This window comes from Kocuria sp. CPCC 205263, assembly GCF_040981075.1.
GTDB classification, from domain to species: domain Bacteria; phylum Actinomycetota; class Actinomycetes; order Actinomycetales; family Micrococcaceae; genus Kocuria; species Kocuria rosea.
The window spans coordinates 324,960-348,355 of the sequence record NZ_JAVKPV010000004.1; the positions used below are offsets into that span (position 1 = coordinate 324,960).

The window sequence follows — 23,396 nt, forward strand, 5'->3', positions numbered from 1 at the left end:
CGCCCGGATCCGCCCCCGGGGCGGGGCCGCACCGGGCAGGACCAGGAGTTCAGGGCCGTTCGGAGCCCCCGGGAACCAGCCCCGCCAGGGGCTCGCCCTGGAGGAAGCGCACGAGGGCGGGGGAGCGGGTCACCACCGTCTCCTGGTAGCGGCCCGGCAGCTCGAGGTCCTTGCCGATGACCAGCTGCTCGACGTCGTCGTCCAGGAACATCGCCATGGTGCCCCGCAGCAGCTCCAGCACCGCGTCGTCGCCGAGCATGCCGCGCACGGCGCCGGGCAGCCGGACGGTGCGCGCGCCGTCGAGGACCAGGTCGGCGAAGTCGGGGGTGTCACCCTCCGACCACCGGGCCGTGGACGCGGCGGCGACCGCCCCCACGGCCTCGACCGCGAGAGTCACGACGATGGTCGCCTCCGTCAGCGCCGTCCGGACGTCCTCCGCGCGGCCCCGCTCGCGGTTCCGCCGCCAGCGGCTCGGACGGGTGCGGTCCACCACCAGGTACTCCAGTTGCAGCCTGCCCCGGCAGTCCTCCAGGAAGGAGACGGTGACGGTCTCGGCGGGGCAGTCCTCCCGGACGGCGGCGTAGGCCCGGCGCAGCAGGTCCTGCAGGTCGGTGGAGCCGCGGCCGAGCGTGCGCGCCGAGAGGCGCACGGACCGGCCGTGCTCGTCGAGGCAGCGCACCGTGATCGGGACGCGTGCCACCGTGGTGTCGAGGGGGGAGTCCACGCTGACGTCAGGCCTTCCTGTGCGGTCGGGGAGAGGTCATCAGTCTAGATGCGCAGTCATGATCTGCCCGCGCCCGACTCGTCGCCCGTTGTGGGGACAACGGTACTCTCACCAGCGGCGACGGCCGGGCCCGAGGCGTTTCCACCGTGCGGCCCGGCCGTCCCTCCGCACGCAGTGCCGATCAGGGCCAGGAGCCCTCCTCGGCGTGGGCGACGAACAGCTCGCGGATCTCGCACCCGCGGGGCTGGCCGAGGGCGAACAGGACGGCGTTCGCGACGTTCTCCGGATCGTTGAGCTGGGAGTCGTCCTGGGGCTTGTACTGCTCGTCCCGGTCGTCGAAGAAGTGCGTCTTCATGCCGCCGGGAATGAGCTGGGTGACGCCGACCTCGCCCTTGAGCTCCGCGGCGAGGGCCTGGGTGAAGCCCAGCACCCCGAACTTGGAGGCGCAGTACGCCGTCGCGTCCGAGACGCCCTTCAGCGCCAGGGTTGAGGCCACGGTGACGACCCGCCCCCGGGACTCCCGCAGGGCGGGCAGCGCCGCACGCACCGTGGACACGGTGCCGAACAGGTTGACCTGCACGACCTTCTCCCACTCGGTGCTCGCCACGTCCTCGAGCCGGCCGCAGCGGTCGATGCCGGCCGCGGTGACGACCGCGTCCAGACCGCCGGCGGCCGCCACGGCCCGGCGCACCGTCCCGGTCACCGCGGCGGTGTCCGCCACGTCGACCTCGTAGGCGGTGACGCCGGTGAGCGTGCTGATGTCCCGGTCCAGGACGATGGGGGTGCCGCCGTTGTCGCGGACCGCCTCCGCCACGGCGGCGCCGAGCCCGGAGGCACCGCCGGTGATCAGCACCCGGCCGGGGTTGGTGGGCTGGAGACTCATGCAACTTCCTCTCTGCTGGACACAGCCGCGCCCACGGCCGGTGCCGCGGGCGGGCGTGCTGCTCCTCGTCGGAACAGGGGTCAGGCGCCGCGGGTGCGGCGGCCTGGTCCCTGCTACCGTAGCCGCTCCCGAGCCGTTCATCAGTATGCTCATCAGGACGGCCCCCGGGGTGTCCGCACCCGCACGGCCGGAGGACGCCCGCCCGCACGGAGAAGGAGTTCCATGACCACCGCAGCACCCGCCACCGCCCCGACGACCGAGCTCACCGTGCAGGATCCGCGGGACGGGTCCACGGTCGGCACCCTGGCCGCCGCCACGGAGGAGGAGGTGCGGGCCGCGGTCGCGACCGCCCGCGGCGCCGCCCGGGACTGGGCGCGGACCGCGCCCGAGGAGCGCGGGAAGGCCCTGCGCGCGTCCGCCGACCGCCTGGCCGCCCACGCCCAGGAGCTCGCCGAGCTCAACACCCGCGAGACCGGCAAGCCCGTCGAGGAGTCCTTGGGCGGGGTCATGGCCGGGGTCGGGACGCTCCACCAGTACGCGGAGCTCGGCCCGGTGCACCGGGGCCACAGCCTGCGCGGCAGCGTGCTCGCGGCCGACTACACGGTCGCGGAGCCGCGCGGCGTCGTCGTCGCCCTGACCCCCTGGAACGACCCCGTGGCCGTGGCCGCGGGCCTGCTGGGCGCGGCGGTCGTCACCGGCAACACCGTGGTGCACAAGCCGAGCGAGCGCTGCCCCCACGTGGGGGCCCGCCTCGGGGAGATCCTCGCCGGGGCCCTGCCGGCCGGCGTGCTCGGCACCGTCACCGGCGGCGCCGCCGTGGGGGAGCTGCTCACGGCGCTGCCCGGCGTCGACGTCCTCGCCCACGTCGGCTCCACCGCCACGGGGGAGGCCATCGCCCGCGCGGCGGTCGGCACCGGCGCCCACGTGGTCCGGGAGAACGGCGGCAACGACGCCCTGGTGGTCGACGACGACGTCGACCCCGTCTGGGCCGCCGGGCAGGCCGCCCTCGGCGCGTTCGCGAACTCGGGCCAGATCTGCGTGGCGGTCGAGCGGATCTTCGTCCACCGCGGCGTCGCCGAGCCGTTCCTCGAGGCGCTCGCCGAGGAGGCGCGCCGGCGCAACACCGACGGCACGCTCGCGCCGCTGGTCGACGAGCGGCTGCGCGAGGAGGTCCACCGCCAGGTCGCCGAGAGCGTCGCCCAGGGGGCGGTCGTGCTCGAGGGCGCACAGGTCCCGGAGGGCCCCGGCGCGTTCTACCCGGCCACCGTCCTGCGCGGGTGCACCCCCGCGATGACCGTGATGAGCGAGGAGACGTTCGGGCCCGTGGCGCCGGTCCAGGTCGTCGACAGCTTCGACGAGGGGCTCCGGCTGGCCGCCGCCGACCGCTACGGGCTGGCCGCGACGGTGCTCACCGGCCGGATCGCCCACGCCCAGCGCGCCGTGGCCGAACTGCCGGTGGGCACGCTCAAGGTCAACAACGTCTTCGGCGGCGCCCCGGGCGGTGCGGCGCAGCCGCGGCGGGCGTCGGGCGCGGGCTTCGGCTACGGCCCCGAGCTCCTCGACGAAATGACCCAGGTGAAGGTCGTGCACCTGGAGATGCCGCCCGCGGCCGGCTGAGCCCGGACCGCGGCGCCAGCGGGCCCCGGTGGCCGCAGGCCGGTCCCGGGGCCCGGGTCCTCACCGTCGGCGCCGGGGCTCGAGCAGCCCCCGGACCCGGTCCGAGGGCTGCTCGCCCAGCTCCGCCGCGAGGGCCGAGCGGTACTCCTGGAACGCCCGCCGGGCCTCGGCCTCGTTGCCGAGAGCGAGGTGGGCGCGGAGCAGCAGGCGCACGGCGCTCTCGCGCAGGGGAGCGGCGTCACGGACCGTCCGGGCCAGCGCGAGGGCGTGGTGGACCTCGCCGCGGACGAGGCAGAGCTCGGCCCGCTCCTCCACGGCGTTGACGTAGAGCTCCTGCAGCCGGGCCTGCTCTTCGACCACCCAGTCGTCGTACCAGCCCGGCAGCAGCGCCACCCGGGGGCGGTCCAGCACCCAGGCGTCGTCCTGCTCGGCGGACCAGGAGGCCACGGGGCGCACGACCAGCTCGAGCAGGCGGTGCAGGTCCACGTCCACCGCCCCGGAGAGCGTGAGGTCGCCGCCGCGGCCTTCCAAGGCCCCCGGCACGCGCCGGGACAGGGTGAAGACGGCCGCGCGCAGGCTGCCGAGCGCGTGGTCCTCCGGGCACTCCGGCCACAGCAGGCCGGCGAGGTAGTGCCGGGACCGGGGGCCGTGGATCGCCAGCGCCGACAGGAGCCGCTGCTGCCGCGCCCCGGTGTGCACCGGGGCGCCCTGCACGGCGAGGTCCCAGCTCCCCAGCAGGCGCAGCGTGATCGTCCTCCGCTCGCCCATGCTCCTGCTCCCCCCCGGCTGACCAGGCACAACGTCCGCGCCCGGGCTCCACCGCCATGCTCTGCCGCGGGGTGGGGGAAGTCAACGAGATGTCGTGCCCCGCCGCGAGTGCGTCCGTGCCGGGTCCCTGCGGGGGTCCAGGATGGAGGCCGGGCGGACCGCCCCGCCGGGGCTCAGAAGCGGCGGCGGACCCGGATGGTGTTGGCCAGGCGCCGGACCTTGGGCACGTTGGTGGAGAGCACGAGATAGCCGGTGAGCGTGCCCACGGTGGTCGCTCCGCCGGCGATCAGGGGGGTGTGGAACTTCCGCCACCGCTCCGGGTCGGACGCCAGGATGTGGGCCATGCCGTTGATGGACGCGGCGATCACCGCGCCGGCCACCACCTGGTGGCCGATCTTCTCGCCGCGCTTGAGCAGCGGCTCGAACTCGTCGGCGCGCAGGTGGACGTCGAAGCCGCCGCGCTCCAGCACCACGATGAGCCGTCGGAGGTACTCGGGGGCCTCGACGCCCATCTGCACCGCGTCCTGCAGGATGTCGCGCACCCGCTTGGCCAGGATCTCGGGGGAGAGCCGGTGCAGCACGAACCGCTGGGCGTACGGGGCGAGGACCGAGACGAGGTCGAACTCCGGGTCCAGGCCGGTGCCCACGGACTCCGCCGTGACGAGCATCCGCAGGAACAGGGCGGACTCGCGCGGCAGGTGCATCCGGTAGCGGCGCAGCATCCCGATGAGGTCGCCCATCAGGTGGCCCACCCGCACCTCGTGCAGGGGCTTGTTCGCGTAGCGGCGCAGCAGGATCGCCACGTCCCGCTCGAGCTCCTTCTTGTTGACGTCCAGCTCCTGCGAGGTCAGCCCGAGCAGCCCCGCGGCGACCCGCCGCGGGTTCTCCTGCACCACACCGAGCATCAGGGTCACCAGGTGGTCCCGGAACTCGTCGGTGAGGGTGCCCATCATCCCGAAGTCGATGATGCCGATCCGCCCGCCGGTCTCCACGAAGAGGTTCCCGGGGTGCGGGTCCGCGTGGAAGAAGCCGTGCTCGAAGATCATCCGGCAGATGGCCTCGGTCGAGTCCACGGCCAGCAGGTGCCGGTCGAGCCCGGCGGCCTCGAGGGCGGGGTAGTCGTTGATCTTGATCCCGCGGATCCGCTCCATCGTGAGGATCCGGGAGGTCGAGGCCTCCCAGAAGATCTCCGGGACGTGAACCCGGGGGTCGCCCCTGAAGTTCTCGGCCATCCGCTGGGCGTTGCGGGCCTCCGTCAGGTAGTCCAGCTCGTCCCGCAGGGACTGGGCGAACTCGTCCGCCAGACCCACGAGGTCGAAGTGCTGCACCGCCGGCCAGTAGGTGGACAGCAGCTTGGCCAGCTCCGCGAGGATCTCGAGGTCGCGGTTGACCTCCTCGACGACGCCGGGGCGGCGCACCTTCACGACGACGTCCACCCCCTTGTAGACGGCCGCGTGCGCCTGGCCGATCGAGCCCGTGGCGAGCGGCACGGGGTCGATCTCGGCGAGGATTTCCTCGGCGGCGGAGTCGGGCTCCGACTCGATCATCGCCCGGATCCGCTCCGGCGGCACCGGGGGCGTGCTGTCCTGCAGCCGGGTCAGCTCCTGCACGTACCGCGGCGGCAGCAGGTCCGGCCGGGTCGAGACCACCTGGCCGAGCTTCACGAACGTGGGCCCGAGCTCCTCGAGGGCCTGCCGCAGGTGGACCGGCTGGCTGTAGAGCTTGTCGGGGTCGATGAGCCGGACCCGGGCCAGCGGTGCGCGCCACTCCTCCTTGATCCCGCCGAGGGCGAAGCCGAAGCCGTGCTTCGAGAGGACCTCGAGGATCTGGAGGAAGCGTTCCCGACGGCTGATCATCGGCGGGCCGCTCCGGTGCTCATCCGGGCGAGGTAGAAGGACATGAAACCGGTTGCGACGGCCACGATGAAGCACAGCGCGCTCACCAGCGGCTCGATGCCGAGGAAGACCACGCCCACCCCACCCAGCAGCACGGTCATGGCCAGCAGCGCCCACACGGCCACGTGCACCCGGCCGAGCACGCCGTTCCCCGGGCCGGCGGAGGAGCGCTGGGCGGACACGTCGTCGTCGTGCCCGGCGCGCTCCGCGCCACCGGACCCCGCCGTGGAGACGGCCAGGCCCTTGCGCCACTTCTTCGCGTTGCGCGAGCGGTCGGCCTCGGCCGCGACGTAGGCGTCCGGGACGGGAAAGCTGCCGCCGGGCGGCAGGAGCTCGGGGACGTCGTTGGGCAGCTGCTCGAACCACTCCGCGGGAATGTCCTCCGGACGCGCGGCCTGGAGGGTCATCGAGACCTCGAAGGCCGAGCCGCGGATGGTGCCCCACACCGCGGTGAGCTTCTCCTGCTGGAAGGCGTGGTCGATGATCGGGATGAACTGCTGGGACATCTGGGTGGAGAGCCGGCCCACCTGGCGGCGCTCGTAGAGCACGTCGACGATGTCCAGGGTCTGCCCGTGGTGGTTGCGGACCTTGTTCGTCTCCAGGGTCAGCATCACGCGGCCCTCCCCGGACGGGGGGATGACGCTGTGCAGGTACTCGGCGAACTCCTGCTCGTCCAGGACCTTGATCGACGGGCCCTGCGGCAGCACCGCGGCCTGCGCCGGGGGAGTGTTGAGCGGGAACAGCAGGTCCGGGGCCGCGATCGACAGCCGCGCCGCGGCGTCGACCTCCGCCTGCCCGTCCTGGCGCAGGACCGTGGCCTCCAGCTTCAGCGGCGCCACCGGCGTGTAGCCGGACGCGATGACCCGCGCGAGGTAGGGCCAGTACCGCTGCGCGTCCTGCTGGGCGAGGTGGCCGATCTTGTTGGGCCCGATCCGCACCGAGACGGTGTGGGGGTCGAAGGGGTTGTCCGGCTCCGGGACCAGCGCCGCGTTGCCCGTCCAGGTGCGCAGCTTGCCGAAGGACAGACCGCCGAACACCCGCATGATCTCGGTGTCGTAGAAGTTCTCCGTGACGATCTCCAGAGAGCCGCGGTCGTTGAGCGCGTAGTCGGTCATGGTCTCCCTCGATGGAGCTGGGGCATCAAGTCGTCAATAGCTTCTCACGATTCCCGTGACGCCCGGTCCACCGCCGGGCCCGTACGGTGTCCGCGCTGACTGGTGCAATGATGACCGATCAGGACACCGGGCGGGCCCCGGTGACCGCCCCGGGACGAGAGCCGGACCGGGACCCCCGAAGGAGGCGCGCGGATGTCCCAGGGCCAGGACCTCCCGCCCGAGCCGGGCCGCCCGGCGGTGGACGTCGACGTGCTGCGCACGCTCTTCCTCAGCCCCGGCGACTGGATCCACCGGCGCGTGGAGTCCGTGCTGATGAGCCCCGACGGGGTCACCCGCCGAAAGGTCTCCCTCGACGTCGACCTCGCCGCGCGCGCCCCGTGGCCGGCGGACGCCGCCGGCCGGCTGCTGGTGCCCGTGACCATCCAGGCCAAGCAGCCCCTGCGCAACTTCGACGCCGTCTGCCAGGGCGACCCCGTCCCGGTCCTCAGCACGGAGGACAACGGCGCGCTCGCCGAGCTGCTGCTGCGCGGACTGATCCCGGAGCAGCTGCCGCTGGCCGAGGCGGCCGTCCTGGCGGACGACCACGTCCCGGCCGTGGTGCACGCCCCCGAGCTGCTCGTGGAGGACGCCCTCGACGGGTTCCGGGCCTACTGCGAGCACCTGCGCGCCGTCGTCCAGGAGCTCGTCGACCGGGGGCGGCTGCCGGCGGAGGACGCCGAGCACTGGGAGGCCGACCTCGCCCTGTTCACCACCGTGGCCGACCAGCTGGCCCGCGGCTTCCTCCTGACCTTCGCGCTGCCCGCCGAGTTCGCGGGGCGCCGGCTCGTGCTCAAGTACTCGATGGACGAGCAGTACGCCGCCGGGCGGAGACCGCGCGCCCGGGACCGGCTGCGGCACTGCTGGATGCCCTGGGTGGGCCGGGTCGGCCTGCACGACCTCGCGTCCTGCCGCAGCTTCCACCTGGAGCTGACGGTGCCCGCGGAGGTCCGGCTGCACGAGTTCACGGTCCTCTCGCACGAGGGCGGGCGCCCCGGCGCGCCGGGCGGCTCGCACCGGGCGGTGGACCGGGTGCTCGCCGAGGACCGCGCCGTGCGGCGGTGGCCCGGGGCGGTGCGCGGCCACCTGGCGCTGCGGCCCACGTCCCGGTTCGACGACGCCTTCTGCGAGATGGTGATCCTGCCGGCCCGGCAGGGGATCACGGCGTTCGCCTCCGTGGCGGTCAGCCTCATCACCGCGGTCCTGCTGCTCGTGGGGTTCGTCGCCACCGTGCGGGAGCACGTCCTGGGGCCGGGCTGGCAGGTGCCCTCCGCGGCGGCCTCGATTGTGATGTCCGTGGTGGCGGTGCTGCTGTCCTGGATCAACCGGCAGCCCGAGCACGACATCTCCGTGCGCGTGATGCGCCCCCTGCGCTACGCGCTGAACCTGGAGGCCCTGGTCATGCTGATGCTCGCCGGCGCGGCCTCCGTCCCCTTCACCCCGGTGGCGGCCGCGGCGTACTGGTCGGTGCTCGTGCTGCTGCACGTGCTGTCCCTCGTGCTCGTGGCGCGCACCTGGTGGGTGCGGCGGTCCGTGGACCGGGGCTGGTTCACGTCCCGGGCGCGGCGGCACGGCCGATGACCGGCGGCGCTCTGTTCAGTGGGACGGCGGCCTCCTACACTGGAGGTGTCACGGAAAGGATCCACCATGGCCTATGACGCCCGGACCGGTCCGCAGGCGCCCCAGCCGCGCCGCGAGCACCGCAACGACTCCAAGGTGAACCTGCTGCAGCTGGGCAACTCGTCGATGTCGCTCGGCCAGAGCCTCGACCGGCGGGTCTTCAAGTCCAACGAGGACGCCCAGCGCGCCGTCGACCGCGTGCTGCGCCGCTCGGGGCGCCCCGCCACCTGAGTCCGCGCCGCCCGGAACCGCCGGGTCCCCCGGACCGTCGCAGTCCCCCTGGTGCGCACCGGGGGGACTGCCGTTGCCCGGGGGACCCGGGGCCGGCCTCGGCGTGCGGGGGTCAGGGGCGGGCCGCCGCCTGCGCCCGCAGCGCCCGCAGCAGGTGGTCCCGCTCCTCGACCAGGATCCGGCGGAGGGCGGCGGGCGCCCCGGCGTGGTTGCTCAGCCACAGCTCCGTGCGGGCGAGCACCGGGTGGTGCTCGGGGTCGTGCCCCGGCTCGAGATCGGCGCCGGCGGGGAAGAGCCCCTGCACGATGCGGGTGGCCATCCCGATGGACCGGCGCGCCCACACCTCCTCCAGCATGGCGAAGTACCGCTCCCGGTACGGCTCCACCAGCTCCGCCGGGCCCAGCTGGAAGCCGGCGACCGTGGCGCTCAGCAGGTCGTTGGACAGCTCGTCACCGGTGATCGCGTCCCACGCCTCGGCCTTGGCCCGGGGGAGCGGGCGGGCGGCGCGGGCCCGGGCCCAGCCGACCTGCCCGGTGCGGGTCCGGTCGGCGGCGCGCTCCCGCTCCAGGGCGGCGTCCAGGACGGGGTCCTCGCCGTGGCCGGTGGCCGCGAGCGCCGTCCACAGCGCCCAGCGCAGGTCCGAGCCCAGCCGCAGCCCGGGCAGCGCGTCCCGTCCGCCCAGGAGGTCGCGCAACCAGCCGGCGTGGCTCCCGTCGCGCCGGGCCGTGCGGGCGGTGAGCCGGGCGAGGGCCAGCTGCCGGTCGCTGCCCGGGTCGGCCCGGCGCAGCTCCCGGACGGCGGCGTCGAGCAGCCGGCCCCGCAGCCGGGCCCGCCGGGCGGTCGGGGTGAACCGCTCGACGGCCTCCACGGCGTGGTCCACGGCGGTGGAGAACATCCCGGTCTGCGGCTCGGCGAAGCCGTGGTCCAGGACGGCGCCCACCCAGTCCCCGGGGTCGAGCTCGGCGTCCCGGGTGGCGTTCCACAGCCCCGACCACAGCTGGGCGCGGGCCATGTCGTCCTCCACGGAGGACAGGGAGCTCAGGGCCGTGGTGAGCGAGAGCGGGTCCAGGCGGGTCTTGGCGTAGGTGAGGTCCTCGTCGTTGACCACCAGCAGCGGCGCGGTCGAGCCCACGAGCTCGGGGACCTCCACGGAGGACTCGGCGGGCAGGTCCACGCTGACCGTGCCGGTGCGCACCAGGACGTCCCCGGGACCGCGCTCGTAGCCGCCGAGCAGCAGCCGGTGCGGGCGCAGCACCCCGGCGCCGGGGTCCTGGAGCAGCGCCGCGAAGGTGACGGTGCCGTCGTCGTCCCGGGCGAGGTCCAGGGCCAGCGAGGTGACGCCGGAGGTGCCCAGCCAGGACTCCGCCCAGCCGCGCACGTCCCGCCCGGAGGCCTCCTCGAGCACGGCCAGGAAGTCCTCCAGGGTGGTGGACCCGTAGGCGTGGCGGCGGAAGTAGGCGCGGCACGCCTCGACGAACGGGCCGTAGCCCACGAACGCCACGAGCTGCTTGAGCACCGCGGCGCCCTTGGCGTAGGTGATGCCGTCGAAGTTCTGCCGGGCGGCCTCGAGGTCCTGGATGTCGGCGACCACCGGGTGCGTGGTCGGCAGCTGGTCCTGCCGGTAGGCCCAGGCCTTCCGGCGGTCCGCGAACGCGATCCACGCCTCCTCGAAATCCGTGGCCTGCACCGACGCGTGCGCCCCCATGAACTCCGCGAAGGACTCCTTGAGCCACAGGTCGTCCCACCACGTCATCGTGACGAGGTCCCCGAACCACATGTGGGACATCTCGTGCATGAGGGTGTTCGCCCGCCCCTGGTACTGGGCGCGGGTGGCCCCGTCCGGGAACAGGTACTCCTCGGTGAAGGTCACCAGCCCGGGGTTCTCCATGGCCCCCAGGTTGTACTCGGGCACGAACGCCTGCTCGTACTTCCCGAACGGGTACGGGTAGCCGAACAGCTCGGTGAAGAACGTCAGGCCCTGCCGGGTGAGGTCGAACAGCTCGCGGGCGCCGGTGGCCGCGTCGAGGTGCTCGGCCAGCGAGGCGCGGCAGTACAGGGCCAGCGGCACGGACATGCGGCTGCCGTCCTCGAAGGAGTGCCGCCACTCGCCCGCCACCCGGTGGTACGGGCCCGCCAGCACCGTGGTGATGTACGTGGAGATCCGCTCCGTGGGGGCGAACTCGTGGCGCACCGCCCCGGGCCGCTCGGCCTCCGGGGCGGGGGACGCCGCCATGCGCACCCCGTTGGAGGAGACCTGCCAGCCGTCCGGGGCCAGGACCGTGAACCGGAAGGACGCCTTGAGGTCCGGCTGCTCGAAGTTCGCGAAGACCCGGCGGGCGTCCGCCGGCTCGTACTGGGTGTACAGGTAGACCCGGCCGTCGGCCGGGTCCACGAACCGGTGCATCCCCTCCCCGGAGCGGGAGTACAGCCCCCGCCCGGCCACCGTGACCTCGTTGGCCACCTCGAGGGACGGCAGCCGGATCCGCGCGCCCTCCACGACGTCGTCCGGGTCCAGCTCCCGGCCGTTGACCGTCACCGACTCCACGGCGCGGCCGATGAAGTCCAGGAACGTCTGGGCGCCCTCCTCCGCGGCGAAGCGAACCGTGGTCACGGACCGGAACGAGTCCGCTTTCGGGTCCGGCGCGGTGGACAGGTCCAGCAGGACGTCGTAGCTCTCCACGGCGACGAGCGCGGAACGGTCGGCGGTCTCGCGGCGGGTCAGGTTGTCGTTGCGCACCGTGCCATTGAACCACCCGGGCCGGTCCACCCGCCGGGCCCCGGGCGGCCGTAGGCTGGGTCGCAACCCCGCCCGCCCGCACCAGGAGGACACCATGGCCGACCAGGACCGCCGGACGGTGATCGCCGGCGCGCTGCTGGGGGCGGGCATCGCCGCCTCCGTGGTGGACCTCGCCGTCTTCCACCTGCTCCTGCACTGGCACCACTTCTACGACCTCTCCACCACCGGTGTCGCCCTCGCCTCGGACGGGCTCTTCCACGCCTTCGGCTGGTTCGTCACCGTGGGCTCCCTCTTCCTGCTGGCCGACATCCGCCGCCGCGGCGCCATGTCCTGGGGCCGCTGGACCGGGGGACTGCTCGCGGGCCTCGGCGCGTTCCAGCTCGTCGACGGCGTGGTCCTGCACAAGGTGCTCAGGATCCACCAGATCCGCTACGACGTGGACCTGCTGGTCTACGACGCCACCTGGATCGGCACGGCCGTGCTCGCGCTCGCCGCGGGACTCGTGCTCCTGCGCCGGACCCGCCCGCGCCGATGACGCACGACCACGGGACCACCGGCTGGGCGCTCTTCGACGCGACCGTGCTCGCCCTGCTCGTCCTGGGCGCCGCCGGCTGGGCCGCGGGGCTGTGGGCGGCACGGCACCGCGGCCCGTGGCCGGCGCACCGCACGGTGCTGTGGTGCGCGGGACTGCTGTGCGCCGGCGCGGCGCTGATCGGGCCCCTGGCCGGGGCCGCCCGCGCCGGCTTCACCGCCCACATGGCCGGACACCTGCTGCTGGGGATGGCCGCCCCGCTGCTGCTGGTGCTCGCCGCCCCCATGACCCTGGCGCTGCGCGCGCTGCCCGTGGCGCGCGCCCGCACCCTGTCCCGTCTCCTGCGCACGCCGCCCGTCCGGGCGGTGACCCGTCCGGTGGTGGCCGGGACGCTCAACGCGGGCGGCCTGTGGGTGCTCTACACCACCGGGCTGTACGGCACGATGCACGCCTCCGTGGCCGTGCACGCGGCGGTGCACCTCCACGTCCTCCTCGCGGGCTGCGTCTTCACCGCCGCCGTGGTCGGGGTGGACCCGGACCCGCACCGGGGCTCCTTCCGCGTGCGGGCGGCGGTCCTGGTCGGCTTCGTGGCGGTCCACTCGGCGCTCGCCAAGCACCTGTACGGGCACCCCCCGGACGGGGTCGGGGCCTCGGACGCCCGCACGGGGGCGCAGCTCATGTACTACGGCGGGGACGTGGTGGACGTGGCCCTGATCGTCGTGCTCTTCGCCCAGTGGTACGCCGCCGGGCGACCCCGCGTCGGGGCGGCCCGGTCCGTGGCCTGAGAACCGGTCACGCCCCGGGGGCCGCGTCCCGCCGGGCCTCGAGCTCCGCCACGAGCTCCTCGTGGCGGTCCTGGGTGACGGGGTGGGGGCCGTCGGTGTTCACGAGGTACTCGTGCTCGAGCTGGCAGACCACCCGGCTGTGCAAAACCTGCAGCTCCACGAGGGGGAGCGCGGAGAGCTCCGCGGGGAAGTCGCAGTCCGGGGTCAGGCACGTGTCGCAGTCCCGGGTGCCCCCGGCGCCGGTGCCGGCCGGCGACGTGGCGACGTCGACGCCGCTCACGCCGCCACCCCGCCCGGCTCGGCGCCGTTCCAGCGCGCGGGTGCCGGCGCGTGCGCACCGGCCGTGGGGCGGTCCGCCTCGGCGAGGCCGAACGGCGCGGGCCGGGTGAGCACCCGGACGGCGCCGCCGGACTCCGGGAGGGGGTCGTGGTCGAGGGACCACCACAGCAGGTCCAGACCGCCCGGGTCCACGTGCTGGGCGCCCGTGAGGTCCACGACGACGGCCGCACCGGGCACCAGGGTGCGGGCGCGGGCCACCAGGGGGGTGAGGATGCGGTGGTTGCGCTCGGTCAGATCGCCGGTGACCACCAGGTGCACGCACCGGGTGTCCAGCTCGATCTGCACGACGACGGACAGGGAGTGGTCCATGGAGGGGTCCTTCCACGACAGGACGTCACGGCCGGCTGCTCGACCCGTGCCATCGAGCCTAGACGCCCGTGACCTGCGTCACCAGTTGTTGCGCCGACTCGTTATGGGACGTGACAGTGCTGCTGGTTCGCCCGCCGAGCGGCCGGGGTGACACCCGGGGCCGACACGAGATGTATATCAGCCGCCTGATCGTTTTGTGCCATACTCCGGTTCATGAACTACCTGGGTGTCAACGCGATCTTCCACGACCCCGCGGCGGCCCTCGTCGTGGACGGCACAGTGGTGGCCGCGGCGGAGGAGGAGCGCTTCTCCCGCCGCAAGCACGGCAAGCGCCCCGTGCCGTTCTCGGCGTGGGAGCTGCCCGAGCAGGCCATGCGCTGGTGCCTCGCCGAGGCCGGCCTCACGCCCGCCGACCTGGACGCCGTCGGCTACTCCTTCGACCCCGCCATCGCCGCCGAGATGCCGGACGACCCGTACGACCCCGTACGCGTGGACTACGCCCGGCGCGCCGCCGGGTTCCTGGCCGAGGCGCTGCCGGGCCTGGACCGCGACAAGGTCCGGTTCGTGGAGCACCACGTGGCCCACGCCGCCTCCGCCGGGCTCGCCGCCCCCACGCGTACGAGCAGCGTCCTGGTGGTCGACGGCCGCGGCGAGGCGCACTCGCACCTGGCCGGCCGCTACCGGGACGGGGAGCTGGAGATCCTGCACCGCCAGGCCCTGCCCGAGTCCCTCGGCCTGCTCTACGAGTCCCTCACCGACCACCTGGGCTTCCTGCGCTCGAGCGACGAGTTCAAGGTCATGGCGCTCGCCTCCTACGGCGAGCCCCGCTTCCTGCCCGAGCTGCGCGAGATCGTCCGTGCCACGGGCGACGGCGGCTTCCGCGCCCAGGCCCCCGACTGGACCCGCTTCGCGCCCCGCCGGATCGACGACGGCACCTGGGGCGGCGACCACGCCGACCTCGCCGCCTCGGTCCAGGCCGTGGTCGAGGAGGTCCTGGTCGACCTCGCCATCTGGCTGCACGGGCAGACCGGGGACACGGTGCTCACCATGGCCGGCGGCACGGCCCTGAACTGCGTGGCCAACTCCCGGATCTGGCGCGAGACGCCGTTCGAGGAGGTCTGGGTCCAGCCCGCCTCCGGGGACTCCGGGACCGCGCTCGGCGCCGCCCTGCACCTGGCCCAGGAGGCCGGTGACCTCGGCGCGCCCCAGCCCACCGCGGCCCTCGGGCGCAGCTGGTCCGGCGAGGAGCTCGCGCAGTGGCTGAGCACCGCGCAGGTGCCCTTCACCACCCCGGAGGACCTCGCCGGCGAGGTCGCCGACATCCTCGCCGGCAACGGCGTGATCGCCTGGTTCGAGGGCCGCAGCGAGTTCGGGCCCCGGGCGCTGGGCCGCCGGTCCCTCCTGGCGAACCCGATCCACCCCGACAACCTCGAACGGCTCAACGACGTCAAGGGCCGCGAGCAGTTCCGGCCGGTGGCGCCCATGGTCCTCGAGGAGCGCGCCGCGGAGATCTTCGGCGGCGGGCCGCTGCCCAGCCCCTTCATGCTCTTCGTGCACGACGTGGCTCCCGAGTGGCGCGAGCGGATCCCCACGGTCACCCACGTGGACGGCACCGCCCGGATCCAGACGGTCACCGACGAGGACAACGCCGGGATCGCCGCGCTGCTGCGGGCCTTCGACGAGCGCACGGGCGTGCCCGTCGTCGTCAACACCTCGCTCAACACCGCCGGCCGGCCCATGGTCGACGACCCGCGCGACGCGCTCGAGCTCTTCGGCTCCGCCCCGGTGGCCGCGCTCGTGCTCGGCCCACACCTGGTCCGCCGCGCCGCCTTCTTCGAGGGGGCCGAGTGACGGCCGCGCCCACGACCTACGCCGTGGTCGTCCCCTCGATGGGCCGGCCGAGCCTGCAGTGGCTGCTGGACACGCTCGCCGCCCAGGACGTCGACGCGGACCACCCGGGACCGCTCGAGGTCGTGGTGGTGGACGACCGGCCCGGCGACGTGGAAGCGCTGCGGCCCAGCGTGCCCGGCACCGTGGCCTGGACCGTGCGCACCGTCCGCGGCTACGGGCGGGGCCCGGCCGCCGCGCGCAACCGGGGTTGGCGGGTCGCCCGCCGCTCGGGGGCGCAGTGGATCGCCTTCCTCGACGACGACGTGGAGCTGCCGGCCGGCTGGGCCCGGCGCCTGGCCGAGGACCTCGCCGCGTGCGGGCCCGAGGTCGGCGCGACCCAGGGCCGGATCGACGTCCCCCTACCGGACTCCCGCCGACCCACCGACTGGGAGCGCAACACCGCGTCCCTGCAGGACGCCGACTGGGCGACCGCGGACATGGCCTACCGCACGGCCGCCCTCGAGGCCGTCTCCGGCTTCGACGAGCGCTTCCCCCGGGCCTACCGGGAGGACGCCGACCTCGCGCTGCGCGTGCGCCGGGCCGGGTGGCAGCTGATGCGAGGGCATCGCCGGATCACCCACCCCGTGCGTCCCGCCGACGACCTCGTGAGCCTGCGCGTGCAGGCCGGCAACGCCGACGACGCCCTGATGCGCCACCTGCACGGACCCGACTGGCGCCGCGCGGCCGAGGCTCCCCCCGGGGGCTTCCGCTGGCACGCCGCGACGGTCGCCGCCCTGGGCGCCACGGGCGCGGGCGCCGGCGCGGCGCTCACCGCCGCCGCCCTGGGCGACCGGCCCGCCCGGCGCTCCGCCCTGGCCGCGGCCGGCGCCGGCGCCGCGGCGTGGGGCTGGCTGACCGGCCGATTCGTGCTGCTGCGCACGGTCCCGGGGCCCCGCCCCGGCGACCCCGAGTTCCTGCCCGAGCTCAGCCGCATGGTCCGCACCAGCGTCACGATCCCCGTGGCCGCCGTGCGGCACAAGGCGCTTGGCTGGTGGCGGCACCGGGGGACCGGGCCCTGGCCCGTCACGGTGCGTGCCGTGCTCTTCGACCGGGACGGCACCCTGGTCCACGACGTGCCCTACAACGGCGACCCGGACGCGGTCGAGCTGGTCCCCGGGGCCCGGGAGGCGGTCGACGCCGTGCGCGCGGCCGGGCTGCGGGTGGGGGTGGTGTCCAACCAGTCCGGCATCGGCCGCGGCCTGCTGGCCCGGGAGCAGGTCGACGCCGTCAACGCCCGCGTGGCCGAGCTGCTCGGCCCCTTCGACACCTGGCAGCTGTGCCCGCACGCCCCCGAGCAGGACTGCGCGTGCCGCAAGCCCCGGCCCGGCATGGTGCTGGCCGCGGCGGCGGAGCTGGGCGTGGACCCCTCCGAGTGCGTGCTCATCGGCGACATCGGCGCGGACGTCGAGGCCGCCCAGGCCGCCGGCGCGCGCAGCGTCCTGGTCCCCACCCCGGTGACCCGCGAGGAGGAGGTGGCGGCCGCCCCGGTGGTCGCGCGGACCCTGCGCGAGGCCGTCGCCGCGGTCCTGGCCCCCGCGGAGGACGGGGGGACGGCCGCCCGGCCCGACGCCGGCCCGGTCGCGGCCGGGGCCCGGGGCTGAGCGTGGGCCGCACCCTCGCCGTCCGCCTCGACTCGGACGGGGACGTCCTGCTGACCGGGCCCGCGGTGCGGGCCCTGGCCCGGCTGGGGAACTCGGTGGACCTGCTGGCCTCCCCGTCCGGTGCCGCGGCCGCCCGCCTGCTGCCGGACGTGGACGAGGTCCTCGAGTACGCGGCGCCGTGGTCGGGCTTCCGGCCCCCGCCCGTGGACCGGGAGACGACCGAGGACCTGGTGGACGCCCTCGCCGCCCGCGGCTACGACCTCGCCGTGGTGTTCACGTCCTTCCACCAGAGCCCCCTGCCCATGGCGCTGCTGGCCCGGCTCGCCGGGATCGACCGCGTGGTCGGCACGAGCGAGGACTACCCCGGGTCGCTGCTGGACGTCCGGCACCGCCGCCCGGACCCGCCCGGCGGGGGCCACGAGGTCGAGGCGGCGATGGAGCTCGCCGTCGCGGCGGGCGCCCCCGAGCCCACCGCCGCCGACCTGCGCCTGGCCGTGCGCCGCCCGCTCCCGGAGCTCCCGGCCGAGGTGTCGGCGCTGCTGGACGGGTTCGTGGTGCTGCACCCCGGCGCCTCGGTCCCGTCCCGCGGGCTCACCGCCGAGCACGCCGGGGCCCTCGCGACGGGACTCGCCGCGGCCGGGCGCCCGGTCGTGCTGACCGGCGGGCCGGGGGAGCGGGAGCTCACCGCGGCCGCCGGGACCGCGGCCCGGGCCGCCACGCCGGGCGGCACGGTGCTGGACCTCGCCGGCCGGACCGACCTGCCCGGCCTGGCCGCCGTGCTGGACGCCGCCGCGTGCGTCGTCGTCGGCAACACCGGGCCCGCGCACCTGGCCGCGGCCGTGGGCACCCCGGTGGTCTCCCTCTTCTCCCCGGTCGTGCCGCCCGAGCGATGGGCGCCCTGGGGCGTGCCCGTCGCGCTGCTCGGGGACCAGGGCGCGGACTGCCGCGGCTCCCGCGCCCGCGACTGCCCCGTGCCCGGCCACCCGTGCCTGTCCTCCGTGTCCCCGGCGGCAGTACTCGCGGCCGTCGAGGAGCTCGTGGACGGCGCTCCCGGGGCCCTTGCCACTGTTCCCGAACCGGAAGGAGGACGCGGGTGCGCATCCTGACCTGGCACGTCCACGGATCGTGGACGACATCGTTCGTGCACGGTCCCCACACCTACCTGCTGCCCGTCGTCGCCGACCGCGGCCCCGACGGCCGTGGCCGTGCCGAGACCTGGGATTGGCCGGCCGCCGCCGTCGAACGCACGCCCGAGGAACTGGCCGACACCGCGTTCGACGTCGTCCTGCTGCAGCGGCCCCACGAGCTGGAGCTGCTCGAGCGGTGGACCGGGCGCCGGGCGGGGACCGACGTCCCGGCGGTCTACGTGGAGCACGACACCCCGCGCGGGCCCGCCGTGGCCACCCGTCACCCCCTGGCCGGGCGCTCGGACATCCCCGTGGTCCACGTGACGCACTTCAACCGGATGATGTGGGACAACGGGGACGCGCCCACCGAGGTCGTGGAGCACGGCGTCCTGGACCCCGGACCGCTCTACACGGGGCGCACGGCCAGCCTGGCCGCCGTGGTCAACGAGCCCGTCCGGCGCGGGCGGATCGCGGGCACCGACCTGCTGACCGCGCTGGCCCGCGAGCTGCCCGTGGACGTGTACGGCATGGGGATGGACCAGCTCGCCGAGTACGCGCCCCACATGGCCGGGCGGCTGCACGAGAACTATCCTCAGGAGAAGCTGCACGCGGCGCTCGGCGAGCATCGGGCCTACTACCACCCCTACCGGTGGACGAGCCTGGGCCTGGCGCTGCTGGAGGCGATGACCATCGGGATGCCGGTGCTCGGGCTCTCGACCACCGAGGCGCCCCGGGCGGTGCCGCCCGGGGCGGGGCTGCTCTCCAACGACCCGGAGGCCCTCGCCGCCCGCGCCCGGCACTGGCTGGACGAGCCCGGCGCGGCGGCCGCCGCGGGCGCCGCCGCCCGCGAGCACGCCCTGGAACACTACGGCGCGGACCGCTTCCTCGCGGAGTGGGACCGCATCTTGGAGAAGGTGACAGCATGAGAATCGCAATGGTCTCCGAGCACGCCAGCCCGCTGGCCGCGCTCGGCGGGGTCGACGCCGGGGGGCAGAACGTCTACGTGGCCGCCCTCGCGGCGGGTCTCGCCAGGCTGGGCCACGACGTCGTCGTGTACACCCGCCGCGACGACGCCCGGCTGCCCGACGTGGTCGAGCTGGCCCCCGGGGCGCACGTGGTCCACGTCCCGGCGGGTCCCCCGAGCTTCCTGCCCAAGGACGACCTCGCCCCGTACATGGACGAGTTCGGCCGCTGGCTCGCCCGCGACTGGGCCCGCCGCGGGGTCCCCGACCTCGTGCACGCCCACTTCTGGATGTCCGGGACCGCCGCCCGCCGCGCCGCGGAGACCATGCAGATCCCAGTGGTGCAGACCTTCCACGCGCTCGGGGCCGTCAAGCGCCGGCACCAGGGCGCGGCCGACACCAGCCCCACCGGCCGGCTCGCGGCCGAGAACGAGATCGTCGCCGCGGCGGACCTCGTCCTGGCCACCTGCCGGGACGAACGGGCCGAGCTCCTGGCCCTCGGCGGGGACCCCTCGCGGATCGACGTGGTCCCGTGCGGCGTGGACCTCGACGCCTTCCTCCCCGCGCCGCCGCCCGCCGGCGACCGGAGGCCACGGATCGTGGCGCTCGGCCGGCTCGTGGAGCGCAAGGGCGTGGACGTCGTCGTGCGCGCCCTCGCCGAGCTGCCGGACGCGGAGCTCGTCGTGGCCGGCGGCCCCGCCCGCGCCGAGCTGGACCGGGACCCCGAGGCCCTGCGTCTGCGGGCGCTGGCCCGGGAGCTCGGCGTGGCCGAGCGCGTGGAGCTGCTCGGCCGCGTGGACCACGACGACGCCGCCGCGCTGCTCGCCACCGCGGACGTCGTGGCCTGCACCCCCTGGTACGAGCCGTTCGGCATGGTCCCGCTCGAGGCGATGGCGTGCGCCCGCCCCGTGGTGGGCAGCGCCGTGGGCGGGCTGCTCGACAGCATCGAGGACGGCGTGACCGGCCTGCACGTGCCACCGCGGGACGTCGCCGGGACCGCGGCCGCCCTGCGCACCTTGCTGGCGGACCCCGAGCTGGCGGCCCGCATGGGCCGCGCCGGGCGGGAGCGCGTGGAGCGGCTCTTCGACTGGCGGCACGTGGCCCAGGAGACCGAGCGGTCCTACGCCCGCGTCGTCGCCCGGCACCGCCGGGAGCACCCGCCGCTGCTCCGGCAGACCGAGAACTGGCTCGGGGCCCACCTGGACGAGCTGTCGGTCGCCGCGGGCGAGGCCGCCCAGCACGCCGACGTGGTGGACCGGTGGGGCGCCCGCCTGGCCGGGATGCTCACGCACGGCGGACGCGTGCTCGCCGTGGGCAACGGCGGCAGCGCCGCCGAGGCCCAGCACTTCACCGCCGAGCTCGTCGGCCGCTTCGTCGACGACCGGCGGCCGCTGTCCGCCGTGTGCTTGTCCGCGGAGACCTCGAGCCTGACCGCCATCGTCAACGACTACGGCGCGGAGGAGGTGTTCGCCCGCCAGGTCCAGGCACACGGGCGGGCGGGCGACGTGCTCGTGGTGCTGTCCACCAGCGGCCGCAGCCCCAACGTCCTGGCGGCGGCCGACCGGGCGCGGGAGCACGGCCTGCACGTCTGGGCGCTTACCGGCCCCGGCCCCAATCCGCTGACCGAGCGGGCGGACGAGTCCCTGACCGTCGACGCGTCCAGCACCTCGGTGATCCAGGAGGTCCACCTCATGCTGCTCCACGCCGTGTGCGCCGCGGTCGACGCGCGCCTCGTCCCGCGTCCTGACGCCGGCCCGGCCGTGCGCGGGGCCTCCGGCGCCCGGGCCGACGGGGCGGCCGTCCGGGCGGGGGTCGCATGAGCCCCGTCCGCATCGTCGTGGTCGGCGACGCCCTCCTGGACCGGGACGTCGACGGCACGTCCACGCGCCTGAGCCCGGACGCCCCGGTGCCCGTGGTCGACGTCGGTGACGTCTTCGCGAGCCCCGGCGGCGCCGGCCTGGCGGCGCTGCTGTGCGCCCTGCCGCCCGCCGTGGGCCCCGTCCCGGTGGAGGTCACGGTGACCCTGCTGGCACCCGTGGCCGCCGACGCCGCCGGCCACGAGCTCGCCGCCGCCCTCGGGGAGGTGGCCCTCGAGCGCCTCGGCCACGAGGGCGGGACCCGCACCAAGACCCGCATCCGCAGCGCCGGCCAGACGCTGGTGCGCGTGGACGAGGGCGGGCCCGGCACCCCGGTGGGCGTCGCAGCCTCGCACGTCTCCGCGGTCCTCGCGGGCGCGGACGCCGTGCTCGTGTCCGACTACGGGGGAGGCGTCACCCGCGACCCCGCCGTGCGCGCCGCCCTCGCGGAGCACGCCCGGACGGGCACGGTCGTCTGGGACCCCCACCCGCGCGGCGGGGAGCCGGTCCCCGGCTGCGCCCTGGTCACCCCCAACGCAGCCGAGGCCGCCGCCGCCCTGGGCGCCCCCGCGTCGACCGGCGCCCGCCAGCTCGCGGGCACCCTGCGCGAGCGGTGGTCGGCCGGTGCCGTGGCGGTGACGGCCGGGGCCGAGGGCGCCCACCTCGCGACCGCCACGGGCACCGAGCTCGTGCCGGCCGCTCCCGTGCGCAACACCGACCCGTGCGGGGCGGGGGACCGCTTCGCCTCGACCGCGGCCCTGGCCCTCGGCGCGGGCACGGACGTGACCACGGCCGTGGAGTCCGCCGTCGAGGCGGCCGGGCAGTGGGTCGCCGCCGGCGGCGCCGCCACCTTCCGCACCCGCCGCGCCCAGGGCGCCCAGGGCCGCGCGCGCCTGCTCCCCGGTGCCGAGCGGCTGCCCAGGGAGGTCCAGGACCTGCTGGTGGACGTGCGCGCCGCGGGCGGCACGGTCGTGGCCACGGGCGGTTGCTTCGACGTCCTGCACGCCGGCCACATCGCCTCCCTCGACGCCGCGCGCCGGCTCGGCGACGCGCTGGTGGTGCTGCTGAACTCCGACGACTCCGTGCGCCGGCTCAAGGGCCCGGGCCGGCCGGTGGTCGGCCAGGAGGACCGTGCCCGCGTGCTGGCCGCCCTACGCAGCGTCGACGCGGTCGTCGTCTTCGACGAGGACGACCCCCGCGCAGCCCTGTCCGTCCTGCGCCCCGATGTGTGGGTGAAGGGCGGCGACTACACCCCCGAGCAGCTTCCCGAGGCCGTGGACGTGCGCGGCTGGGGCGGGGAGGTCACCGTCCTGCCCTACCTCTCCGGGCGCTCCACCACGGCGATCCTCCAACGGGCCGGCCGTGAGCGCTGAGCCCCGCGGCCCCCGCACCGTGGACCCGGGCGAGGTCGGGCCGGGCGACGTGCTGGTGCTGCGCGCCCTCGGCCTGGGCGACGGCCTGACCGGCGTGGCGCCCCTGCGCGGGCTCCGGCGGATGCTGCCCCGGCACCGGCTGCTGCTGGCCGCGCCCGAGGGCATCGGCACGTGGCTGGCCGAGCTGGGCGTGGTGGACGCGGTCCTGCCCACGTCCGGGCTCGACCCGCTCCCGCCGCTGTCCGGCGGGCACATGGCGGTCAACCTGCACGGGCGCGGTCCCCTCAGCCACGAGCTGCTGCTCGCCACCGGCCCGGAGCGGCTCGTCGCCTTCGCCGCCGCCGGACACGCCGGCCCCGCGTGGCGGGCCGACGAGCACGAGGTGCACCGGTGGTGCCGGCTGGTGCGCGCGGCGGGGGGACCCTGCGGCCCCGAGGACCTGCTGCTGCGCGAGCACGCTCCGGCGCCCGACGGTGCCCCCGTGGTGATCCACCCGGGTGCCGCCTCCGGCGCCCGCCGCTGGCCCGCGGCCCGCTGGCGGACCGTGGCGGAGGCCCTGGCCGCGGACGGCCACCGGATCGTCGTCACCGGCTCCGCCGCGGAGGCGGAGCTGGCCGCGACCGTCACCGGGGGGCTGCCCGCGACGGAGAACCGGTGCGGCCGGCTCTCCCTGCCGGAGCTGGCCGACACGGTGGGGGGCGCCGCCGCGGTGCTCAGCGGCGACACGGGCGTCGCCCACGTGGCCACCGCCCTGGCCGTGCGCTCCGTGGTCCTCTTCGGCCCGACGCCGCCGGCCCGGTGGGGCCCCGCGGTGGACCCCGGGCTGCACACCGTGCTGTGGCACGGGGACACCGCGGCCGCGACGTGGGGCGATCCGCACGCGGACGCCCTGGACGACCGCCTCGCCGCGGTGACGGCCGACGAGGTCCTCGCCGCCGCCCGCGCCCAGCTCGCCCAGGGCGCCGGGGTCCCGGCCCGGCCCTGAGGCCCGCCGCC

Annotated in this window: 20 protein-coding genes; 12 read left to right on the forward strand and 8 right to left on the reverse strand. The window is 75.7% G+C overall.

Going from position 1 to position 23,396, the window contains the following annotated elements; genetic code table 11:
• Positions 1-49: 49 nt before the first annotated feature.
• Both RF647_RS08505 and RF647_RS08510 read right to left on the reverse strand, forming a co-directional pair.
• Positions 50-724 (reverse strand): hypothetical protein, encoded by a 675-nt coding sequence (locus RF647_RS08505; RefSeq protein ID WP_368811335.1) that lies wholly within the window; start codon positions 722-724, stop codon positions 50-52.
• Between the two features lie 181 nt (positions 725-905).
• A complete protein-coding gene (locus RF647_RS08510) occupies positions 906-1,607 on the reverse strand; it encodes an SDR family oxidoreductase (protein WP_133410103.1) in 702 nt (233 codons plus the stop codon).
• Between the two features lie 222 nt (positions 1,608-1,829).
• Here RF647_RS08510 and RF647_RS08515 point away from each other — a divergent pair, with 222 nt between their 5' ends.
• A complete protein-coding gene (locus tag RF647_RS08515; protein ID WP_368811336.1) occupies positions 1,830-3,224 on the forward strand; it encodes an aldehyde dehydrogenase in 1,395 nt (464 codons plus the stop codon).
• Between the two features lie 60 nt (positions 3,225-3,284).
• On the opposite strand, the gene RF647_RS08520 is transcribed toward RF647_RS08515, so the two are convergent.
• From RF647_RS08520 to RF647_RS08530, 3 genes are all read right to left on the reverse strand, one after another.
• Positions 3,285-3,992 (reverse strand): BTAD domain-containing putative transcriptional regulator, encoded by a 708-nt coding sequence (locus RF647_RS08520; protein ID WP_368811337.1) that lies wholly within the window; start codon positions 3,990-3,992, stop codon positions 3,285-3,287.
• A 173-nt stretch (positions 3,993-4,165) separates the two neighbouring features.
• Entirely contained in the window at positions 4,166-5,848 is a 1,683-nt protein-coding gene (locus tag RF647_RS08525) for an ABC1 kinase family protein (protein ID WP_368811338.1), read from the reverse strand.
• Positions 5,845-7,002 carry a hypothetical protein gene (locus RF647_RS08530; protein ID WP_368811340.1) on the reverse strand — a complete coding sequence of 386 codons (1,158 nt, stop codon included), beginning with the start codon at positions 7,000-7,002 and terminating at the stop codon, positions 5,845-5,847. The genes RF647_RS08525 and RF647_RS08530 overlap by 4 nt, the downstream gene beginning before the upstream one ends.
• A 192-nt stretch (positions 7,003-7,194) precedes the next feature.
• On the opposite strand from RF647_RS08530, the gene RF647_RS08535 reads away from it, so the two are divergent.
• Entirely contained in the window at positions 7,195-8,619 is a 1,425-nt protein-coding gene (locus RF647_RS08535) for a hypothetical protein (protein WP_368811341.1), read from the forward strand.
• Positions 8,620-8,685: 66 nt separating this feature from the next.
• Positions 8,686-8,889: a hypothetical protein gene (locus RF647_RS08540; RefSeq protein WP_017834330.1), complete on the forward strand. Its 204-nt coding sequence runs from the start codon at positions 8,686-8,688 to the stop codon at positions 8,887-8,889.
• Between the two features lie 112 nt (positions 8,890-9,001).
• On the opposite strand, the gene pepN is transcribed toward RF647_RS08540, so the two are convergent.
• Positions 9,002-11,626 (reverse strand): aminopeptidase N, encoded by a 2,625-nt coding sequence (pepN, locus tag RF647_RS08545; RefSeq protein ID WP_368811342.1) that lies wholly within the window; start codon positions 11,624-11,626, stop codon positions 9,002-9,004.
• Between the two features lie 94 nt (positions 11,627-11,720).
• On the opposite strand from pepN, the gene RF647_RS08550 reads away from it, so the two are divergent.
• Both RF647_RS08550 and RF647_RS08555 read left to right on the forward strand, forming a co-directional pair.
• Complete coding sequence (locus tag RF647_RS08550; RefSeq protein WP_368811343.1) at positions 11,721-12,161, forward strand: DUF2243 domain-containing protein; 441 nt, start codon at positions 11,721-11,723, stop codon at positions 12,159-12,161.
• Positions 12,158-12,943, forward strand: coding sequence for a cytochrome c oxidase assembly protein (locus RF647_RS08555; RefSeq protein WP_368811344.1), 786 nt, complete (start codon positions 12,158-12,160; stop codon positions 12,941-12,943). Before RF647_RS08550 ends, RF647_RS08555 begins: the two co-directional genes overlap by 4 nt.
• A gap of 7 nt (positions 12,944-12,950) precedes the next feature.
• Here the strand turns inward: RF647_RS08555 and RF647_RS08560 are convergent, their stop codons facing one another.
• Together RF647_RS08560 and RF647_RS08565 are read right to left on the reverse strand one after the other, a co-directional pair.
• Positions 12,951-13,223 carry a hypothetical protein gene (locus RF647_RS08560; protein WP_368811345.1) on the reverse strand — a complete coding sequence of 91 codons (273 nt, stop codon included), beginning with the start codon at positions 13,221-13,223 and terminating at the stop codon, positions 12,951-12,953.
• Entirely contained in the window at positions 13,220-13,591 is a 372-nt protein-coding gene (locus tag RF647_RS08565; RefSeq protein ID WP_368811346.1) for a hypothetical protein, read from the reverse strand. Before RF647_RS08565 ends, RF647_RS08560 begins: the two co-directional genes overlap by 4 nt.
• A gap of 213 nt (positions 13,592-13,804) precedes the next feature.
• On the opposite strand from RF647_RS08565, the gene RF647_RS08570 reads away from it, so the two are divergent.
• Genes RF647_RS08570 through RF647_RS08600 form a run of 7 tightly spaced genes read left to right on the forward strand, consistent with a single transcriptional unit; the run spans position 13,805 to position 23,385 of the window.
• Positions 13,805-15,442 (forward strand): carbamoyltransferase, encoded by a 1,638-nt coding sequence (locus RF647_RS08570; RefSeq protein WP_368811347.1) that lies wholly within the window; start codon positions 13,805-13,807, stop codon positions 15,440-15,442.
• A complete protein-coding gene (locus RF647_RS08575; RefSeq protein WP_368811348.1) occupies positions 15,439-17,082 on the forward strand; it encodes an HAD-IIIA family hydrolase in 1,644 nt (547 codons plus the stop codon). The genes RF647_RS08570 and RF647_RS08575 overlap by 4 nt, the downstream gene beginning before the upstream one ends.
• A gap of 2 nt (positions 17,083-17,084) precedes the next feature.
• Positions 17,085-18,188, forward strand: a complete 1,104-nt coding sequence (locus RF647_RS08580; RefSeq protein WP_368811349.1) for a glycosyltransferase family 9 protein — start codon at positions 17,085-17,087, stop codon at positions 18,186-18,188.
• Positions 18,176-19,135 carry a glycosyltransferase gene (locus RF647_RS08585; protein ID WP_368811350.1) on the forward strand — a complete coding sequence of 320 codons (960 nt, stop codon included), beginning with the start codon at positions 18,176-18,178 and terminating at the stop codon, positions 19,133-19,135. The genes RF647_RS08580 and RF647_RS08585 overlap by 13 nt, the downstream gene beginning before the upstream one ends.
• The gene (locus RF647_RS08590; RefSeq protein ID WP_368811351.1) at positions 19,132-20,991 is read left to right on the forward strand and encodes a glycosyltransferase; all 1,860 of its coding nucleotides are present in this window, start codon (positions 19,132-19,134) and stop codon (positions 20,989-20,991) included. The genes RF647_RS08585 and RF647_RS08590 overlap by 4 nt, the downstream gene beginning before the upstream one ends.
• Positions 20,988-22,400 (forward strand): PfkB family carbohydrate kinase, encoded by a 1,413-nt coding sequence (locus RF647_RS08595; RefSeq protein ID WP_368811352.1) that lies wholly within the window; start codon positions 20,988-20,990, stop codon positions 22,398-22,400. The genes RF647_RS08590 and RF647_RS08595 overlap by 4 nt, the downstream gene beginning before the upstream one ends.
• The gene (locus tag RF647_RS08600; RefSeq protein ID WP_368811353.1) at positions 22,390-23,385 is read left to right on the forward strand and encodes a glycosyltransferase family 9 protein; all 996 of its coding nucleotides are present in this window, start codon (positions 22,390-22,392) and stop codon (positions 23,383-23,385) included. The genes RF647_RS08595 and RF647_RS08600 overlap by 11 nt, the downstream gene beginning before the upstream one ends.
• The last annotated feature ends 11 nt before the right edge of the window (positions 23,386-23,396 follow it).

Bases quoted from the DNA above. Each gene is read 5' to 3' on its own strand.
- RF647_RS08520 (WP_368811337.1), bottom strand. From the start codon at position 3,992: ATGGGCGAGCGGAGGACGATCACGCTGCGCCTGCTGGGGAGCTGGGAC.
- RF647_RS08525 (WP_368811338.1), bottom strand. From the start codon at position 5,848: ATGATCAGCCGTCGGGAACGCTTCCTCCAGATCCTCGAGGTCCTCTCG.
- RF647_RS08595 (WP_368811352.1), top strand. From the start codon at position 20,988: ATGAGCCCCGTCCGCATCGTCGTGGTCGGCGACGCCCTCCTGGACCGG.
- RF647_RS08535 (WP_368811341.1), top strand. From the start codon at position 7,195: ATGTCCCAGGGCCAGGACCTCCCGCCCGAGCCGGGCCGCCCGGCGGTG.
- RF647_RS08565 (WP_368811346.1), bottom strand. From the start codon at position 13,591: ATGGACCACTCCCTGTCCGTCGTCGTGCAGATCGAGCTGGACACCCGG.
- RF647_RS08540 (WP_017834330.1), top strand. From the start codon at position 8,686: ATGGCCTATGACGCCCGGACCGGTCCGCAGGCGCCCCAGCCGCGCCGC.
- RF647_RS08515 (WP_368811336.1), top strand. From the start codon at position 1,830: ATGACCACCGCAGCACCCGCCACCGCCCCGACGACCGAGCTCACCGTG.
- RF647_RS08510 (WP_133410103.1), bottom strand. From the start codon at position 1,607: ATGAGTCTCCAGCCCACCAACCCCGGCCGGGTGCTGATCACCGGCGGT.
- RF647_RS08555 (WP_368811344.1), top strand. From the start codon at position 12,158: ATGACGCACGACCACGGGACCACCGGCTGGGCGCTCTTCGACGCGACC.
- RF647_RS08550 (WP_368811343.1), top strand. From the start codon at position 11,721: ATGGCCGACCAGGACCGCCGGACGGTGATCGCCGGCGCGCTGCTGGGG.
- RF647_RS08590 (WP_368811351.1), top strand. From the start codon at position 19,132: ATGAGAATCGCAATGGTCTCCGAGCACGCCAGCCCGCTGGCCGCGCTC.
- RF647_RS08570 (WP_368811347.1), top strand. From the start codon at position 13,805: ATGAACTACCTGGGTGTCAACGCGATCTTCCACGACCCCGCGGCGGCC.
- RF647_RS08530 (WP_368811340.1), bottom strand. From the start codon at position 7,002: ATGACCGACTACGCGCTCAACGACCGCGGCTCTCTGGAGATCGTCACG.